This is a genomic window from Weissella kandleri (genome assembly GCF_045504165.1).
GTDB classification, from domain to species: Bacteria; Bacillota; Bacilli; order Lactobacillales; family Lactobacillaceae; genus Weissella; species Weissella kandleri_A.
On the sequence record NZ_JBJJNY010000005.1, the window covers coordinates 39666 to 56696 of the forward strand.

Consider the following 17031-nt stretch of genomic DNA (forward strand, 5'->3'; position numbering starts at 1 on the left):
ATTAATCAAACGTCATCCGTGACCCACTGGAATTGACTAAGGGACCTTTACGATCCAGATAATTTTGCAAAATCAACGCTGCCGCTAACTTATCAATGACCTGCTTGCGTTTTGCTCGCGATGCGTCTGCCTTTTCAACCAGCATCCGTTCTGCTTCAACGGTTGTCAACCGTTCATCTTGAAAATCGATAGGTAAATGAAACTTCTCTTGTAAAAGTTCACCATAAGCCTGAGCCGCTTCTGCACGTGGTCCCAAGGTATTATTCATATTTTTAGGGAGGCCCAGCAAAAAGCCAGTTGGTTGATGTTCTTTCACCAATTCTTGCATACGATCCATCCCAAATTCTTTGGCATCCTCGTCAATTGCAATAATTTCCAACCCTTGGGCCGTCCACCCCAATGGATCAGAAACCGCTACGCCCACAGTCTTTGATCCAACATCTAATCCAAAAATACTCATTTCTTCAAATAATCCTTTACTAACGCTTCAATAATTTCATCACGTTCATAACGACGGATTAAATTCCGAGCATCATTATTGCGTGGAATATAGGCGGGATCACCAGAAATGATGTAACCAACAATTTGGTTAATCGGATTATATCCTTTTTCCTCCAGCGCCGCATAAACAATCTCTAGCGTTTGGCGTACATCTAATTGATTACTATCATTGATCTTAAAAACGGTTGTATTTTCATTAACTGCCATAAGTGTTCTCCCTTCTAAACATAGAAGCTACAGCTCTGTCCATACTTTAACTATATTGTACACTATATTATTTAGTTGTCAGCCATTTTTGTGCAGCGGCAAACGCATCAGAAATCCCAGCTGGGTTCTTACCACCGGCTTGAGCCATATCAGGACGGCCACCACCGCCACCACCAATGGCTGGAGCGATAGCTTTAATCAAATCACCAGCCTTTAAACCTTGTGCATTCGCCGCGGGACTCATCGCTACCAAAAGGTTAACTTTCTCGCCTAAGTTAGCAGCTAAAATCAAAATATCTGATGGTGTATTTTGTTTCCAGCTATCTGCCGTTTCACGCAAAGCATCCATTGATTCAACGGCCATTTCAGTTGCAATATAACTCCAATTGCCTGCAGTTTGTACTTGATTAAAGGCACTTGCCGCAGCTTGATTAGCCAACTTCTTCTCCAAGCCACTAATTTGACGTTGGGCATCTTTCAAACTGTCTTGCAAAGCCACGACCTTATTTGGTACATCTGCTAATTCAGGCGCCTTAACCGTTTTAGCAACTTGTGTTAACAACTGGTTTTGATTTTGGACATATTTCATCAGTCCTTCCCCGGTCACGGCTTCAATCCGTCGTACGCCAGCCCCGGTTCCAGATTCACTGATAATTTTAAACATTCCAATTTCAGCGGTTGAATGCACATGCGTTCCACCATCAAATTCAGCATTAAAGTCGCCAATTGAAACAACTCGCACCTTTTCACCATACTTTTCAGTAAAGACAGCGACTGCGCCTAACTTTTGGGCGGACTCCAAATCTGTTTCAACCCAAGTTACTGGTAAGTTTTCAATGATTTTAGCGTTCACTAAATCTTCAATTTCTTGTAACTTAGCTGTATCGACCGCTCCATTGTAAGTGAAATCATACCGTAATTCATCCGCATTCACCAAAGATCCAGCTTGTGCAGTGTGCTCACCCAAAATGTTACGTAAAGCTTGATCCAACATGTGTGTAGCCGTGTGATTCTTTGAAACCGCTGCATGATACGCCCGATCCACATCCAAGCGATAAATTCCGCCTTGTTGAATTGGAGCTAAAAGCTGCAACGTATGCAAGTGCTGTCCATTGGGCGCATTTTGAACGTCCACGACTTGTGCCACCACTTCACCAGCCTCATTTTGGATGGTTCCATGATCGGCAACCTGACCACCCATTTCAGCATAGAATGGCGTTTTAGCAAACAAAGCTTGCACCTGACCGTGATCCGCTGCATCAATCAGCGTATTATTTTGAATTAACGCCGTCAATTCAGTTGCTTCAACCGTCAATTCAGACCAACCAACATATTCTGATGAAACCTTCAAATCAGTCAAAAGTTCATTTTGAATTCCCATTGAAGCCGCATCCGAACGTGCGGCCCGTGCACGCTCTTTTTGCGCGGCCATTGCTTGATCAAAGCCATCTCGATCAACCGTCATACCAGCATCCTCAGCGGCTTCCACGGTCAATTCATATGGGAAACCATAGGTATCATACAATTTAAAGGCCACTGCCCCATCAATTTCTTGTCCTTGATTTTGCTTGGCCATGACTGAATTCAATAAGTCCAGTCCATCAGACAAGGTTTTACTAAAGCGCTCTTCTTCAGCGGCTACAATCGAACTAATGTACTCGGCATTGGCTTTGACTTCAGGATAGTAATCAACCATAATTTCGCCGACCACTGGTACTAATTGTGCTAAGAAAGCGTTTTGAATACCTAACTTCCGACCGTGCAAAACCGCACGCCGGAGCAAACGACGGATAATATAACCGCGCCCTTCATTAGAAGGCAATGCTCCATCCCCAATTGCAAAAGTAACTGCACGAGCATGATCAGCAATCACTTTAAAAGAAATATCCTTATCGGCACTTTCCCCGTAATGATATTGTCCTGACAATTGCTCAGTCGCACGAATCAACGGCATAAACAAATCCGTTTCAAAATTAGTATCCGCGTGTTGGAAAATTGAAACCAAACGTTCCAAGCCCATCCCCGTATCAATATTCTTATGGGGTAATTCTGGATAATCCGCATGATTTGTTAAGCCCGGTAAATGGTTAAATTGTGAAAAGACAATATTCCAAATTTCTAGATAACGCTCATTTTCGCCCCCAGGATAATTTTCGGCTGAATCATCAGCATCAAATTTAGCACCCCGATCGTAGAAAATTTCTGTATCAGGTCCGGAAGGTCCTTCACCAATATCCCAAAAATTATCAGGCTCTTCGTACAAATGATCAGGTGCTACCCCAACCGACAACCAACATTCCTTAGCTTCTTGGTCATCAGGATAAACGGTAATATACAAATTATCAGGATCTAAGGCGTACCATTCCGGACTAGTCAAAAGCTCCCACGCCCAAGGAATCACTTCTTTTTTAAAGTAATCACCAATTGAAAAGTTCCCCAACATTTCAAACAAAGTATGGTGGCGCGCCGTATAACCCACATTTTCAATATCATTGGTCCGAATTGATTTTTGCGCATTCGTAATCCGGTGATTTTCAGGAATTACACTTCCATCAAAGTACTTTTTTAAAGTCGCAACCCCAGAATTAATCCACAATAAAGTTGGATCGTCTTTTGGAATTAATGACTGTGATGGTTCAATACTATGTCCTTTACTTTCAAAAAAACGTAAAAACATTGACCGAATCTCGGCCGATGATAGTTCTTTCATCTTCTGCACCTCTTATTAAAATTACTTAATACTATAATCATTGCTTATGATTTTCACAATAAAAAAATAGACCTCTTACAGTCAGGGACGAAATCCTCGCGGTACCACCCTGATTGCAATGCAGATCTACCTCCATTACCTCTCATAAGGCCGATAACGCTGGCTCGCGATTCAAAAACTTGAATATCATTATGCTGGTAGCACGTTTTAAGTTTAGCGTCACTTACACCACCCATGACGTCTCTAAAACCATTGACTTAAAACGTATGTCCTGATAAAAGTATAACATATTTCTTCTTAATTTTATTTCAAACTTTTTGATTTTCTTGTGAACTCCAAAAACAAACACCAGCCAACAATTGGACGCCAAAAATTAAAATTGCTAATGGCAACATGGTCTGCGTCCCAAACATACCAACAAGGGGTGACATCAAACCGCCAATCGCATAGCGCGAAGTCCCCAACAAGGCTGATGCACTACCAGAATGAGCTTGTTGCCCCTGCATCGATAGGGAAGTAGCCATCCCCTGCACTCCACCGACTGCCGACGTAATCATGAAAAAAGCTAGCAACACCCAACTTAATCGGGCCCCTACTAAGGTCGTTGCCAACAAAATAATGCCCCCCAGCAGACCGTAAATGATAAACCAACCTAAAACCCGCCGTTCACCATATTTTGGTGCCAAGCTTCCAGCTAAGGCTGTCATCACCGTCATCCCGACCCCATTAAGGGCATATACCATTCCGAACAGGGTGACATTTAAATGAAAGATGTTTTCCAAAACGAAGGCCGAACCAGAAATATACGCAAAAAGAGCCGCCATCATAAAAGTTTGAACCCACAAGTAAGTCATGAAGTTTTTTTGGTGCGCTAATTTCAAATACTCACGTCCCTGATGCTTCAAAGCTGCGCTAAGCGTAATGGACTTCCCGAATGCTACCGACTGATCTTGCGGCACTCTTTGTTTCGTTTCGGGTAACTCAAACAGTACTGCCACAAATAATAATAGCCCAATCGTCATCATAATCACAAAAGTCATCTGCCAATCACTCAGTGCCACTACCATACCACCCAACACAGGCGCAATAATTGGAAAAGTTCCATTAATGGCCTGATTAATGGCAATCTGGCGTGTTAAGTTTGGACCATTAAACGAATCCGTAATAATCGCTAATGATAAAACAATGCCAACTGAGCCTGACAAACCTTGCAAAAAACGTAAAGCAATCATCCAACTAACATTCGTGGTAATACTGATTAAAAATGAGGTTAAAGCAAAGATGAAAGTTCCCATTAAAAGTGGTTGACGCCGCCCAATTTTATCTGACCAGGGGCCCACAAATAATTGTCCAACCCCAAGACCAATTAAAGATGACGTAATTGTAAGCTGAGCCAAAGAAGTCGTGGTGTGAAAATCACGTTGTAACTCCGGGAGCCCTGGCAAATAAAAATCCATTGAAAAAACAGCAAAGGCACTCAGAACCCCCAATAATATAATCTGAAAATAATTAAATTTCTTTTGGTTTGCCACAATTTGTTATACTCCCTTTCATCAAAAGCTGTCACTCAATCTAACCTTTTAATTGTTTTAATTTGTTTCGAGCTAGCATTAAAAATACAAGCCTAACAACCATTCTGCGATACTAAAATAAATAATCACCGACGTCAAATCACTTAACGTTGAGATAAAAGGTCCTGAAGCCACTGCCGGATCAATCTTGACCTTACTCATCAACCAAGGCACCACCGTCCCAGCCAAATTAGCGACCGTAATCGCACAGGCCATTGCTAAACCAACTGCTAAGCCAAAGAGCCACATTTTAGTCCACAACCAAACCACTAGAAAAATCGTGCTACCAGCTAATAATCCAATTAATAATCCAATAAATAATTCGACCCCAATCATCCGCCAAACACCAGGGTGCTCATGCAAGGTAATCCGTCGAATCGCCACCGCTAAAGCTTGCGTTCCTGCATTTCCAGCCGTTCCAGTAATCAACGTAATGAAAACAGCTAAAAGCGGTAATTGTTGCACAACGAGATCATAATGTTTGATGATTGAAGCCGTTCCTAAGCCCAAAAAGACTAAAATTAACAACCAAGGGAGCCGTTTAGCCACCGATTGAAAGGGGCTTTCCTCAAAGTCAACATTATGCACTCCGGCAAAACGTTCATAATCTTCCGCGCTTTCTGCTTCAATCACGTCCAAAATGTCATCAATCATAATAATTCCCAACATCTGATCATCTTGAGTCACGACAGGTAGCGCCACCAAGTCATAATCTGCCATTAAACGGGCGACCTTTTCTTGATCTTCATTGGGTAAAGCTGTCACCAAATTTTGCGTCATAATTTCAGCGACTTGCTCATCATCAGCATGCACAATTAAACTTTTTAACGAAATAACCCCCGCTAATTTTTTATGATTTAGCACGTAAATATAGACAATCTGCTCTGACTCCGCTGCCTGCCGTTTAACTTCCACCAAGGCCTCGCCAATTGTCAAAGCCAGATCAATGGCAACATATTCCGTCGACATCAACGATCCCGCCGTTTGATCCGCATAGCCCAGCAACTCGCGCATCTCTTTGGCATCATCCGGAGCCAATTGCTGCAAATAACGTTGGCGCTGCCCATCAGGCATAATTCCTAATAAATCAACCGCATTATCGACATACATCGCATTTAAAAGTTTCGCAGCATATTGCGGAGTCATTTCTGACAAATAATCCTGTTCATCAATCGTCTCGGGCTCAATCAAATCAAAGACGTCCGCCAAACTCACGGGATCGACCCACTCAATTAATTGGCGTCGTTGCTGGGCGCTTAATTCTTGGAAAATTTGCGCTTGGTCATAGTTATGCAAATCATCAAAAATCGTGTGAAAAGCCTGCTCTTGCCCACGTTCTAAAGCGTGAAACAATTGTTGATAAACTGGAATAATCTCATCACGTAATTCAGTTGTTTCCATGCCATTCACCCCTATTTCTATATCATCAAATTATGTATGCCAACGTTAAGTCATTTTTAAAATGATTTAACGTTCACCTGAATTTAATCCATGATTTCTTGCAAGTTAAAATCCCCTAAGACCGCTTGCATATCTTCTGGAATATCAGCTTGGCAATGCCGTTGATGTTGCGCAAACGGATCAAACCATTGAAGCCAATAAGCATGCAACATTTGGCGACTGATTCCTCGATCCAATGGTCCACCATAAATCTCATCCCCCACCAAGGGATGTCCTAAAGCTTTAAAATGCACCCGAATTTGATGCGTTCTTCCCGTATGCAGTTGCACTTTGACTAAAGTTTGATTTCCATACCTGCGCACGACCCAATATTCCGTCATAGATGGCTTCCCATCATCACGTACTTCCCGCCGAATAAAGTCATCATCCATTCGCCCAATCGGTAAATCAACCAAGCCATGATCATCCGCTAAGTTGCCATCCACAAGGGCCAAATAACGCTTATCAACGGTATGTTCCTTCAAAGCTTTATCTAACAAACCATGAGCAAACCGATGCTTAGCTAACAACGCTACCCCTGATGTAAAGCGGTCCAGTCGAGTCACGACGTGGGGCACCAAATCTTGAGCCCCTCCCTGCATTAAATATCCCTTAACTCGGTTAACCATCGTCGTTTCTCGGTCAGCTTTCCCCGGCACGGAAGTTACGCCAGCGGGTTTATTCACCACCAAAAAGTTATCATCTTCAAAAAGAATGGGCAGTGGTAAGTTCGAAGCTTCTAACGTTTCATTACTAACCTCGGGGGGCATAATCACCGTCACCCGTTGACCTTCATCAATTAAATCGACCGTCTTAACGGGCCGACCATCTAATAAAAGGCGACCACCACCACGCTTAATAATGCTAAACATGCGATGAGATACTCCACGCTCAGCTAAAAAGGTCTTGAGCTTGGTTTGACCTGCTTCTTGCTTAATCCAACTAAAACTTGCCATTAATCTACGACCTCATCTCCAATAAAACTATTTCTCACCCGATGCCAGAATGGGGTATGACGATAGCTCACAAACGATATGCGTTCTCTTGCCACTTTAAATTCAATCCAATCCACCTGATCGCTTGTTTCATTCAAAAGATCATGTGTAAGAATAACTGACTGTTGTGCTTTGAGCGGAACAATCCGGATGGTCTCGTCCGGCCCTACAACTAAAGGCGACCCTAACGTTCGAAAAACCCGGTTATTAATCGAGGCAATTTCAGCTAATTGAATACTGGCTAAGCTGGGATGCAACACGGCGCCCCCAATCGCTTTATTATATGCCGTCGACCCTGTTGGCGTAGCAGCCGTTAGACCATCGCCCCGAAAGCGTTCAAACAGTTCACCATCCAGGTAAACATCAACCGCCAAAGTCCCCGTCACTTGTTTAATCGAGGCTTCATTTAAAGCAAAATTCGTGACTTCATGTCCATCATGATAATGCGTTTGCGTGGCCAATAATGGATACTGGACCGTTTGACCTTGTGAGTTTAACAAAGAGGTTACTAATTGATCTAATTCAAATTCCTGCCAATCGGCATAAAAGCCGAGATGACCTGTATGCACCCCAATAAAACGAACTTGTTCCACTTCATTTTTATATTTTTGAAAAGCAGCTAATAATGTCCCATCCCCACCAACACTAATTACTACTTCCGGGTGGTAATCATCAAAGATGAATTCCTGGGGATGCTTTTTTAATAACATCTGCAAAATATTCCCGACCGCTTTGGACCGCGAACCTTGATTCTTATAAATTGTTATTCTCATCCTGTACATCATCTCGTTTCGTGTGATTCCGTAAAGCATGTTGTGATTCACTAATTTCTTGATGCATTTCTTGGAATAAATCGTCCACCTTAAAGGTCAATTCCGCGACTTCACGTAATTTATCTTCCATATCTTCAGGATAGGTCCCGTCATATTTGTAATTCATGGCATGTTCAATCGTAGCCCAAACGTTCATTTGCATGGTCCGAATTTGAATTTCAGCTAAAATTTTCCGTTCTCCCTGTGTCGTTTCAATTGGATATTCAATCACAATATGATATGAACGATAACCAGATGGCTTAGAATTAGTTACATAATCGCGCTCTTCCAAAACCACCATGTCATTCCGCGCACGAATTAAATCAACCACAGTATAAATGTCATTGGTAAACTGCGTCATAATCCGAATTCCTGCTAAATCTTGCATATCTTGCTCAATTCGATTCTCATCAACGTGCCGTCGTACTAATTTCTCTTTAATTGCATCGACACTTTTAACGCGTCCCGTCACAAATTCAATTGGCGTTTCAACCCCAGTTTGAATATATTCTTCCCGTAAAGCGCGAAACTTAACTTTTAATTCAGCCACTGCTTGTTCATACGGGCGTAAAAAATTCTGCCAATTTTCAATCATTTTATTCTCTCCTACTCCAGAGACTATGCTCTTTGAGATGTTGTAGCCGGTTTGTTTGACCGAATACAGCCATACTCCATTATACTAAAAAATCTAAAGCTAAGCTAACCTATCCATAAATTAGTCGTTACATCTTCATATTAGCCAACATCAACCCGGAAAAGAAAGTTTATCAGAAAAGGACCCACGCCAATGAGGTGTAAGTCCTTTTAACAGATTGATTAATTAATTTGCTTCATCATGCGCAAAATTAAAGTCGGTGGACAAATCAAATTCATGCCGTAAATCATTAAACACCGCATTAATCACTTGATCCATATCGAAGTAGCGATATTGACCTAGCCGTCCCCCAAAGAGCACTTCAGGATGCTCTTCACGCGCAGTTTTAGCATATTGCTTGTACATCGCCATATTCTTATCATCATTAACTGGATAATAAGCTTCCTTAGTGCGATCCCAGGTTTGTGGATACTCACGGGTAATCACAGACTTACCTTCATCTGCTAAGCCATCAAAATGCCGCCATTCCATTACTCGTGTATATGGGGTCTCGGCATCTGTATAATTAATTACCGCATTCCCTTGGTAATTATCAGAATCAACCGTCTCTGTTTCAAAACGCAGTGAACGATACTCTAATTCACCAAACTTATAATCAAAGAACTGGTCAATCATTCCCGTATAAATAATCCGTGGGAATTCGTCTAAGTACTCATCCCGGTGGGCAAAGAAGTCAGTATTAACTTGAACATCGATTAAATCATTATTCATAATCAAGCGTTCAAAAATTTGGGTATAACCACCAACGGGAATTCCTTGGTAACGATGATTGAAATAATTATTATCATAAATAAAACGAACCGGCAAGCGCTTAATAATAAAGGCCGGCAAATCAGTTGCTTTTCGGCCCCATTGCTTTTCAGTGTACCCCTTAATGAGCTTTTCATAAATCTCAGTCCCAATCAAAGAGATGGCTTGTTCTTCCAAATTGCGCGGAGATTTTCCATCCATCGCAGCTACTGCTTCAGCCTTTTGCTCATCAATTTTAGCCTTCGCTTCATCGGGCGTCTTCGTCCCCCACATTTCATAAAAGGTGTTCATATTGAAGGGCAAATTATAAAGTGAACCTTTATAGTTAGCAACAACTTGATTTTGGTAACCATTAAAATCAGCGAATTGACGGATATAGTCCCAAACTTCTTTATTATCCGTGTGGAAAATATGTGCTCCAAAATCATGCACGGTAATTCCGTGTTCAGTATGTGTGTACATGTTCCCACCAATATGTGGTCGCTTCTCGACGATAAGAGAACGCTTACCCCGCTTAGCTGCTTCATACGCAAAAATTGAACCGTATGGCCCAGCCCCCACAATCAAATAATCATATTTTTTATCATTTAATGTCATTGCTTATTCCTCATTTTATCTCTCACCTTGGTTCCAACCAAAGTAAGTTCTGTTTCACATTATAAAATATAATAAATCACCTGTATACCAAATTTAAAATTTTTTATCATCTGTATTATCCGCCGGGACCTGAATATTAAGTTTGAATTATTTAGATTTTATCTCTTTGACATATTCAATCACCGGCTGGAAGTGTCGTCCAGCTTGCACGCCGCTTACTAAGACATGAATTCGTTGCCGTCGATTTTGAATACCTGGTTTCAAACATAATTTTAAAAATTCATACAAGATACGCGCGTCTGATTTCAACCGCCCCAAGAAATTCCGCTTCGCTCCGTAATACACTTTATTCCGATATGAATAAAAATAACGGGGTAATCGATCCAAAGTATCAGTCAAGATATCAGATCCGACATTGCTCTTCATCTTGTGGGTTACGCGAGCATCAGCCACAAAATACCCGGGTGCCACGCGACCAGCTCGTTCGGTATACTCGATGTCATCCCCCCAAATAAAGAATTCAGTGATGGGTAGCCCAATGTGTGCAATTACAGGACGGGCCATTAATAGGCTCACAAAAGTCGCGTTCATCAATTCTTCATTTTTAGTCGTATTTTCGGGAATTTTATGCAGCCGGTTTTTCGGTGCCGGATTATTCATCTTCGCACGATGGCCATCCGTCCAACGTACGTCTGAAGCTAAAAAGCCAAACTGGGGTGTTTTTTGCGCAAATCGTAATAAATTAGTCAGGGTCTCTGGGTGTGGCACGGTGTCATCGTCCATCAACCAAACAAATTCATCTTGGGTATGTTCCATAAAATAACGCACTCCACGATTAAAACCACCCGCGCCACCTAAGTTTTCATCTAAACGCACATATTCAATTTGCGATCCTAAACCAGTTAAATACTCATATGTATCCTGATCTGAATGATTATCAACAACAATAATATGATTCACTTTTGTTTGTGAATTTTGCAAAGCCGCAATGACTTCTTTTAACATTGTTAATCGGTTAAAAGTCACGACTACCGCACTCGTCGTCATAAATTTTTCTCCTTAGAAATGCGTTTTTTTATTTTGAGAATCACTAAAATGACGGCTCAAAAAATGCCATCCTTTATTCAACCAATTTGTTTTTTCCAATGTTACCAATGGATATTCCAAATATTGTTTCTCATTTGCAATCAACCAAACATCCATCAAACGCTCACCTAAAAAGCCGAGCGCCCGCTGATCTTCCCCAGTTAATTGCGCATAATCTAACTGGGTTTCTACTAATTTTAACACGCCAAACATAAAATCAGTATAAGCCTGAAAATCTGCTTGCCGCATAATACTCATATTAAATAAATGAGCCTTTTTTGATGCTTGAACCTGCTCCCAAGCCGCTTTGTATTTAGGATAATCCTCAGCAATCACAGCTGACATCACTTCAAAGGGTCGTTTGGCATGCGCATTTAAATAATGTTGGGCTTGCGTCTCAATCCAATAATTGCGCGCCCTAGGCAGCAAAATATCTGTTTGCTCCAAGCCCTGCTCAATCTCACTTTGTGTCAGTAAAGCCGTGTACTGATGACTCATCTTGCGACCTAAAAAGCGCCGATAATGTGCTAATCCAATTACATCTTGATCTTGTAAATTATATTTAGCCCAATATAACGCCGTTAATTCATTATAATGAGCATTTTCTTGAGAAATATTACGGCCTGTATCATCTTTGAGCCAATGTTCATTTAGCACATTCACATGCTGGGCTGCCCCCACCAGAATTGGCCGATAGATTGAATTATCCGGCATCGAATAGGGCTTATGGGCTGCCACTAAAATCGTCACCTTCGTCGCTGCTTGTTCCATCAGTTCTCACTTATCTCCTAAACAATCATACTAAATTTTTGATTGAGGCACTTTTTTAGCTCTAAAAAAAGCGGGAAAACGCTGCCGTCACCCACTCAAGTGCTCATTTAATTAATCCATTTCTGTTTCATCTGGATCAACAATCACGTTACCGGCTTCAATTTCTTCCAAAGCTTGCCCAATTGGCTTAACTGAATCAAATTTCGCGATGGTTGGTAAACTTCCTTGTTCCAATTCATGTGCTCGCTTTGAACCCAGCGCAATTAACTTATAACGTGAATTTACTTGTTCTAATAACTTATCAACAGATGGATATAAAATCATTTCTCAAACTCCTCAATCATAGCAATATATTCTGGTAAAATATGGTTCACACGTAACCGCTCAACTTGCACAATGTTCTTAATCCGGGCCACGGCAGCATCGACTTCATCATTGACCACGGCATAATCATAATTAGCCATCATACGAATCTCAGATGAAGCAGCAGCCACCCGGCGCTCAATCACCTCTGGTGCGTCAGTACCACGACCTTGAAGCCGCTCTTTTAAAGCCTTTAAATCAGGTGGCGTCAAAAAGATGTAAGCTCCTTCAGGCATTTTTTCTTTGACCTGCAAAGCTCCTTGGACATCAATTTCCAAAAAAACGTCATGCCCGGCTGCCAAAGTTTCATCGATAAAACTTTTAGGAGTTCCATAATAATTACCAACATATTCAGCATATTCTAACATGTTATTTGCTTTAATATTAGCTTCAAATTCATCACGACTCACGAAAAAATAGTCTTCACCATGGACTTCACCATCCCGTGGCTTACGTGTCGTCATTGAAATCGAATACGTGAAGTCAATATCTGGCTCTTCAAACAAGGCCTTCCGTACCGTTCCTTTACCAACGCCAGATGGACCAGACAAAACAATTAAAACCCCACGCTTCATGTCCTATGTACCCCTTTTACATCTTTGTAATAATAACTCTTATCTTACCTGTTTTTCAAGTTTTATTCAACCACTAATCCAAGCATACCGAACTTAGAAAACATCAGCAATCACCCTTATATTTTTATAAATAATTCAACGCAAGTACTTCCACCTAACCTTGATTTTGAGCGAGCAAATCCTGCGCATTCTGTCGGGCGGCATCAGTTAATTGATTTCCAGATAACATCCGCGCAATTTCATCAATCCGCGCCTTTACAGCCAATGGTGTCACAGTCGTCAATGTCCGATTATCAACAATTTTTTTCTCAATATATAATTGATGTTTTGCAATAGCAGCCACTTGTGGGAGATGCGTAATCGTCAAAACTTGCGAGTGTTTAGCTATTTTCGAAATCTTATTGGCAATAGCCTGCGCGACCCGTCCTGACACACCAGTATCTACTTCATCAAAAATAATGGCGGTCACCCCTTGATCTTGCGCAAAAATAGTTTTCATCGCTAACATCATCCGACTCAATTCTCCTCCGGACGCAATTTTGGCCAAGGGCTTGGCCGCTTCACCCGGATTAGTTTGAATATAAAATTCAATTTGATCTTGTCCTGTAGCATGCAACGTTTTTGTTTTTTCCATATGTACTGAAAAAACAGCTTTATCCATATACAAATCAGCTAATTGTTCATGAATCGCTTGGGTCAATTTTCCCGCCGTTTGTTTGCGCAAATCAGTTAGTTTTTGAGCCGCAACATGGGTGGCATGTTGGGCTTGAACCACTTGTTCTTTCAAGTCCGATAATTCCGTGCCTTCGCCTTTCATCAAGCTCAATTCTTGTTCAATCTGGTTTTGATAACTTAGGATTTCCTCAACGGTTGCACCATATTTATTTTCCAAAGTATGAATTAAATTCAAGCGATCAGTTACTTCTTGTAGCCGACCGCCATCAAATTCTAACCCGTCCCGAACCGCGGCTAATTCTGACGCCGCTTCTTGCAACTCATAATAAGAATCACGAATGGTTTCCGTCAATTTTTGATAACGGCTTCCAAATTCTTCAATGCTCTCCATCGAACTCAAAGCTTCGCCCACAATCGTTAAGCCGTTCCCTTCCCAATCGCCGTCAAGGGAAGTGTAAGCGCCTGACAACGCTTCTAAAACATCTTGGAAATTAGATAATTCCTGATACTCACGATCTAATTCCTCTTCTTCCCCAGTCTTCAACTGAGCTTCTTGTAACTCATTTACCTGAAAAGTCAACATATCTAAGCGCTGCGCAAAAGCTTGTTTATCAGCCTGACGTTGCCGATAGCGCTTAGCAAGACTTTGATACTGCTTAAAGGCTTCCGTGTATACTTGCCGCGCTGGTGCTAGCTCAACCCCCGCATACTGATCTAATAGGGCCTCATGCCGCTCAACTTTCATTAATTCCTGATGTTCATTTTGGCCATGAATGTCAACTAAGTATTGCCCAATCTCGCGTAGGCCGGTCGTATTAACTAATTGTCCATTCACACGGATGACATTGCGTCCACTTTGCTGAATTTCACGATGAATCAATAATTGTTGTTCATCTAATTCAATATTATATTTATCTAATACTGGAGTAATCAGCTCAGTGTTTTCTAAAGTAAAAAGCCCTTGTAAAACGGCTTTTTTAGTCCCTTCGCGCAGATAATCTGTGGAACTTCGCCCACCAGCCAACAATCCTACAGCATCAATAATAATCGACTTTCCCGCGCCAGTCTCCCCTGTTAAAACGGTCATCCCGTCGTCAAAGCTGAGATTCAGCTCTGAAATAATCGCAAAATCTTTAATTGATAATTCCTGTAACATTGTTCACTCCTTATTCATGGTAGTTGGGCCAACTTATCCATCAATCCCGCAGCATGATAACCGGCTTTGACAATAATCAATGCGCCATTATCATCCCCGACAATCCCAAAAATTTCATCTAAATCTAGGGCTTCTAAGGCAGTTTTTAAGGCTGGACCAGTTCCTGGCAACACTTTTACCATAATCAAATTACCCTGCGCCTGCATCTGCGTTTGGGCTTCTTGCAAAATCGCCTTAACCTGCGTTTCATAATCAGCATCCCGCAGTAAGTCATACGCAAATCCGCCCTCACTTAGGGGGACTTTCACCAACTGCATACTACTAATATCGCGTGAAACGGTTGCTTGGGTCACATTCCAACCACGATCATTTAAAATCCTCGCTAGCTCTTCTTGCGTCTGAACCCGCTGTTGTTTAATAATTTGCCTAATTTCGGCCTGCCGCGCCATTTTATTCCTGACCATCCGTCTACTCCTGATGTGCATTTAATTGCTCATGTGCGGCTTGCACCATGGCTTGTCGCGCTGCTAAATCAATCGTATCTTGCCCACCATCTAACTTCAAGTGCGCAATAAATTCAATATTACCAGATCCACCTTTAATTGGAGAATAATCCAGCGCCACCATGCTAAAGCCAGCTTGTTTTGCATATTCAGCGACTTGATTAAGCACTTGAAGATGCGTTTCAGCAGATTTCACAATCCCATGCTTACCTACTGCAGTCCGCCCAGCTTCAAATTGAGGCTTAATCAGGGTCGCCACTGACCCCCCTGGCACTAAAATTTGAGCCAAGGGCGCTAGAATTAAATTCAAGGAAATAAATGAAACATCAATTGTGGCCGATTCTGGCTGTCCCATTTTAAAATCATCTAACTTACTATACCGAAAGTTAGTGTTCTCCATCACTACAACGCGCTCATCTGAACGTAATTTCCAAACGAGCTGGTTTGTCCCAACATCCAACGCATAGACTAATTTAGCCCCACTTTGTAAGGCAACATCAGTAAAGCCGCCCGTCGATGAGCCAATATCGAGCACCGTCTTACCGCTAAAATCTAGCTTAAAAACATCGCGCATTTTCTCTAACTTAAAACCGCCACGTGACACATAGGGCATCGGCGCCCCTTTTAAATGCAATTCGGTGGTAACCGCAATTTTTTCACCTGGTTTATCCATGCGTTGCTCATTTTCGCCTAAAATTTCTCCGGCCATAATGGCTCGCTTCGCTTGCTCCCGCGAAGTAAATAAGCCTTGTTGCACCGCTAAAATATCAACCCGCTCTTTTTCCAATTTCGCCATGAATTCCTAACTCTCCATCACATCTTCAAAATATGCCAAACTCGTTGCTAATAATTCCCAATCTAGTCGACTGACTTGCTCTAAATCAGCGACAGCCTGTTGTGCCTGCTCAACCGTTGCTTTTAGGCGTTCTTGCGTAGCTTTGAAACCAATTAAAGCAGGATAAGCATTTTTATCTTCACCTTGGTCTTGTCGCCAGTCATGCAAATCATCTTTTAATTGAAAGGCAAAGCCAAAAGCTTGACCAAAACGAGTTAAAGCTTGCATTTCATCTGGGCTGGCATCGACCATAATGCCACCAGACTGACATGCATAAATAATCAAAGCGCCCGTCTTTTTTTGATGAATCTGGTCTAATTCTGCAACTTGGGGCGTGCGACCAGTCATCTGCCAATCTTCAACTTGGCCTCCCACCATGCCAGCTGCTCCGGCTGCTTGCGCTAAATTCTGGGCTAACGCGAGCTTTTGGCGAGAACTTAAAGGTCCCACACTTAACAACCATTCAAAAGCTAAAGGCTGTAAAGCATCCCCTGCTAACAAGGCGACTGCAGCCCCAAATTTACGATGAGTTGTGGGTTTACCCCGTCGTAAATCATCATCATCCATAATGGGTAAATCATCGTGAATCAAGCTATAGCTATGAATTAATTCCACAGCGCTGACCGCTTTTAAATATGCCTGCAAATCCACATGATAACTTTGTAAGACAGCCAATGTTAATAACGGACGGAGCCGCTTCCCGCCAGCCAAGGTTGAATACTCCAAAGCCGCTTGCAGCTCAGGATTGGACGCCACTGTCGCTAACTCTTTGGTTAAAGTTTCCTCGATTTGTGGACGCATTTCTTTCGTAAATTGATTAAAGTTCATG

Annotated in this window: 17 protein-coding genes; all 17 read right to left on the bottom strand. The window is 41.9% G+C overall.

The genetic code is table 11. The features are described 5' to 3' along the window. Position 1: 1 nt before the first annotated feature. Positions 2 to 460, bottom strand: a complete 459-nt coding sequence (ruvX, locus tag ACJQWY_RS03685) for a Holliday junction resolvase RuvX (protein WP_407076407.1) — start codon at positions 458 to 460, stop codon at positions 2 to 4. After that, complete coding sequence (locus tag ACJQWY_RS03690) at positions 457 to 708, bottom strand: IreB family regulatory phosphoprotein (protein WP_407076408.1); 252 nt, start codon at positions 706 to 708, stop codon at positions 457 to 459. Before ACJQWY_RS03690 ends, ruvX begins: the two co-directional genes overlap by 4 nt. A gap of 67 nt (positions 709 to 775) precedes the next feature. Then, complete coding sequence (gene alaS, locus ACJQWY_RS03695; RefSeq protein WP_407076409.1) at positions 776 to 3418, bottom strand: alanine--tRNA ligase; 2643 nt, start codon at positions 3416 to 3418, stop codon at positions 776 to 778. A gap of 308 nt (positions 3419 to 3726) precedes the next feature. Next, a complete protein-coding gene (locus ACJQWY_RS03700; protein ID WP_407076410.1) occupies positions 3727 to 4950 on the bottom strand; it encodes a multidrug effflux MFS transporter in 1224 nt (407 codons plus the stop codon). 78 nt (positions 4951 to 5028) lie between these two features. Continuing rightward, positions 5029 to 6390 (bottom strand): magnesium transporter, encoded by a 1362-nt coding sequence (gene mgtE, locus ACJQWY_RS03705; protein ID WP_407076411.1) that lies wholly within the window; start codon positions 6388 to 6390, stop codon positions 5029 to 5031. Between the two features lie 83 nt (positions 6391 to 6473). Beyond that, the gene (locus ACJQWY_RS03710; protein WP_407076412.1) at positions 6474 to 7385 is read right to left on the bottom strand and encodes an RluA family pseudouridine synthase; all 912 of its coding nucleotides are present in this window, start codon (positions 7383 to 7385) and stop codon (positions 6474 to 6476) included. Further along, on the bottom strand, positions 7385 to 8197 hold the full coding sequence (locus tag ACJQWY_RS03715) for an NAD kinase (protein WP_407076413.1): 813 nt from the start codon (positions 8195 to 8197) through the stop codon (positions 7385 to 7387). Before ACJQWY_RS03715 ends, ACJQWY_RS03710 begins: the two co-directional genes overlap by 1 nt. Then, the gene (locus ACJQWY_RS03720; RefSeq protein ID WP_407076415.1) at positions 8178 to 8831 is read right to left on the bottom strand and encodes a GTP pyrophosphokinase; all 654 of its coding nucleotides are present in this window, start codon (positions 8829 to 8831) and stop codon (positions 8178 to 8180) included. Before ACJQWY_RS03720 ends, ACJQWY_RS03715 begins: the two co-directional genes overlap by 20 nt. A 225-nt stretch (positions 8832 to 9056) precedes the next feature. Continuing rightward, on the bottom strand, positions 9057 to 10238 hold the full coding sequence (glf, locus tag ACJQWY_RS03725; protein ID WP_407076416.1) for a UDP-galactopyranose mutase: 1182 nt from the start codon (positions 10236 to 10238) through the stop codon (positions 9057 to 9059). Between the two features lie 147 nt (positions 10239 to 10385). After that, positions 10386 to 11285, bottom strand: coding sequence for a glycosyltransferase family 2 protein (locus tag ACJQWY_RS03730; protein WP_407076417.1), 900 nt, complete (start codon positions 11283 to 11285; stop codon positions 10386 to 10388). Positions 11286 to 11297: 12 nt separating this feature from the next. After that, positions 11298 to 12095 (bottom strand): DUF4422 domain-containing protein, encoded by a 798-nt coding sequence (locus tag ACJQWY_RS03735; protein WP_407076418.1) that lies wholly within the window; start codon positions 12093 to 12095, stop codon positions 11298 to 11300. A gap of 111 nt (positions 12096 to 12206) precedes the next feature. After that, a complete protein-coding gene (rpoZ, locus tag ACJQWY_RS03740) occupies positions 12207 to 12419 on the bottom strand; it encodes a DNA-directed RNA polymerase subunit omega (RefSeq protein WP_407076419.1) in 213 nt (70 codons plus the stop codon). Next, complete coding sequence (gmk, locus tag ACJQWY_RS03745; RefSeq protein WP_407076420.1) at positions 12416 to 13033, bottom strand: guanylate kinase; 618 nt, start codon at positions 13031 to 13033, stop codon at positions 12416 to 12418. Before gmk ends, rpoZ begins: the two co-directional genes overlap by 4 nt. Before the next feature lie 154 nt (positions 13034 to 13187). Further along, positions 13188 to 14864, bottom strand: a complete 1677-nt coding sequence (gene recN / locus ACJQWY_RS03750; RefSeq protein WP_407076421.1) for a DNA repair protein RecN — start codon at positions 14862 to 14864, stop codon at positions 13188 to 13190. Positions 14865 to 14878: 14 nt separating this feature from the next. Continuing rightward, entirely contained in the window at positions 14879 to 15328 is a 450-nt protein-coding gene (locus ACJQWY_RS03755; protein WP_407076422.1) for an arginine repressor, read from the bottom strand. 4 nt (positions 15329 to 15332) lie between these two features. Then, a complete protein-coding gene (locus tag ACJQWY_RS03760) occupies positions 15333 to 16163 on the bottom strand; it encodes a TlyA family RNA methyltransferase (RefSeq protein WP_407076423.1) in 831 nt (276 codons plus the stop codon). A 6-nt stretch (positions 16164 to 16169) separates the two neighbouring features. Next, positions 16170 to 17030, bottom strand: coding sequence for a polyprenyl synthetase family protein (locus ACJQWY_RS03765; RefSeq protein ID WP_407076424.1), 861 nt, complete (start codon positions 17028 to 17030; stop codon positions 16170 to 16172). Position 17031: the final 1 nt, after the last annotated feature.

Bases quoted from the DNA above. Each gene is read 5' to 3' on its own strand.
- ruvX (WP_407076407.1), bottom strand. From the start codon at position 460: ATGAGTATTTTTGGATTAGATGTTGGATCAAAGACTGTGGGCGTAGCG.
- ACJQWY_RS03690 (WP_407076408.1), bottom strand. From the start codon at position 708: ATGGCAGTTAATGAAAATACAACCGTTTTTAAGATCAATGATAGTAAT.
- alaS (WP_407076409.1), bottom strand. From the start codon at position 3,418: ATGAAAGAACTATCATCGGCCGAGATTCGGTCAATGTTTTTACGTTTT.
- mgtE (WP_407076411.1), bottom strand. From the start codon at position 6,390: ATGGAAACAACTGAATTACGTGATGAGATTATTCCAGTTTATCAACAA.
- ACJQWY_RS03710 (WP_407076412.1), bottom strand. From the start codon at position 7,385: ATGGCAAGTTTTAGTTGGATTAAGCAAGAAGCAGGTCAAACCAAGCTC.
- ACJQWY_RS03715 (WP_407076413.1), bottom strand. From the start codon at position 8,197: ATGAGAATAACAATTTATAAGAATCAAGGTTCGCGGTCCAAAGCGGTC.
- ACJQWY_RS03720 (WP_407076415.1), bottom strand. From the start codon at position 8,831: ATGATTGAAAATTGGCAGAATTTTTTACGCCCGTATGAACAAGCAGTG.
- glf (WP_407076416.1), bottom strand. From the start codon at position 10,238: ATGACATTAAATGATAAAAAATATGATTATTTGATTGTGGGGGCTGGG.
- ACJQWY_RS03730 (WP_407076417.1), bottom strand. From the start codon at position 11,285: ATGACGACGAGTGCGGTAGTCGTGACTTTTAACCGATTAACAATGTTA.
- ACJQWY_RS03735 (WP_407076418.1), bottom strand. From the start codon at position 12,095: ATGGAACAAGCAGCGACGAAGGTGACGATTTTAGTGGCAGCCCATAAG.
- rpoZ (WP_407076419.1), bottom strand. From the start codon at position 12,419: ATGATTTTATATCCATCTGTTGATAAGTTATTAGAACAAGTAAATTCA.
- gmk (WP_407076420.1), bottom strand. From the start codon at position 13,033: ATGAAGCGTGGGGTTTTAATTGTTTTGTCTGGTCCATCTGGCGTTGGT.
- recN (WP_407076421.1), bottom strand. From the start codon at position 14,864: ATGTTACAGGAATTATCAATTAAAGATTTTGCGATTATTTCAGAGCTG.
- ACJQWY_RS03755 (WP_407076422.1), bottom strand. From the start codon at position 15,328: ATGGTCAGGAATAAAATGGCGCGGCAGGCCGAAATTAGGCAAATTATT.
- ACJQWY_RS03760 (WP_407076423.1), bottom strand. From the start codon at position 16,163: ATGGCGAAATTGGAAAAAGAGCGGGTTGATATTTTAGCGGTGCAACAA.
- ACJQWY_RS03765 (WP_407076424.1), bottom strand. From the start codon at position 17,030: ATGAACTTTAATCAATTTACGAAAGAAATGCGTCCACAAATCGAGGAA.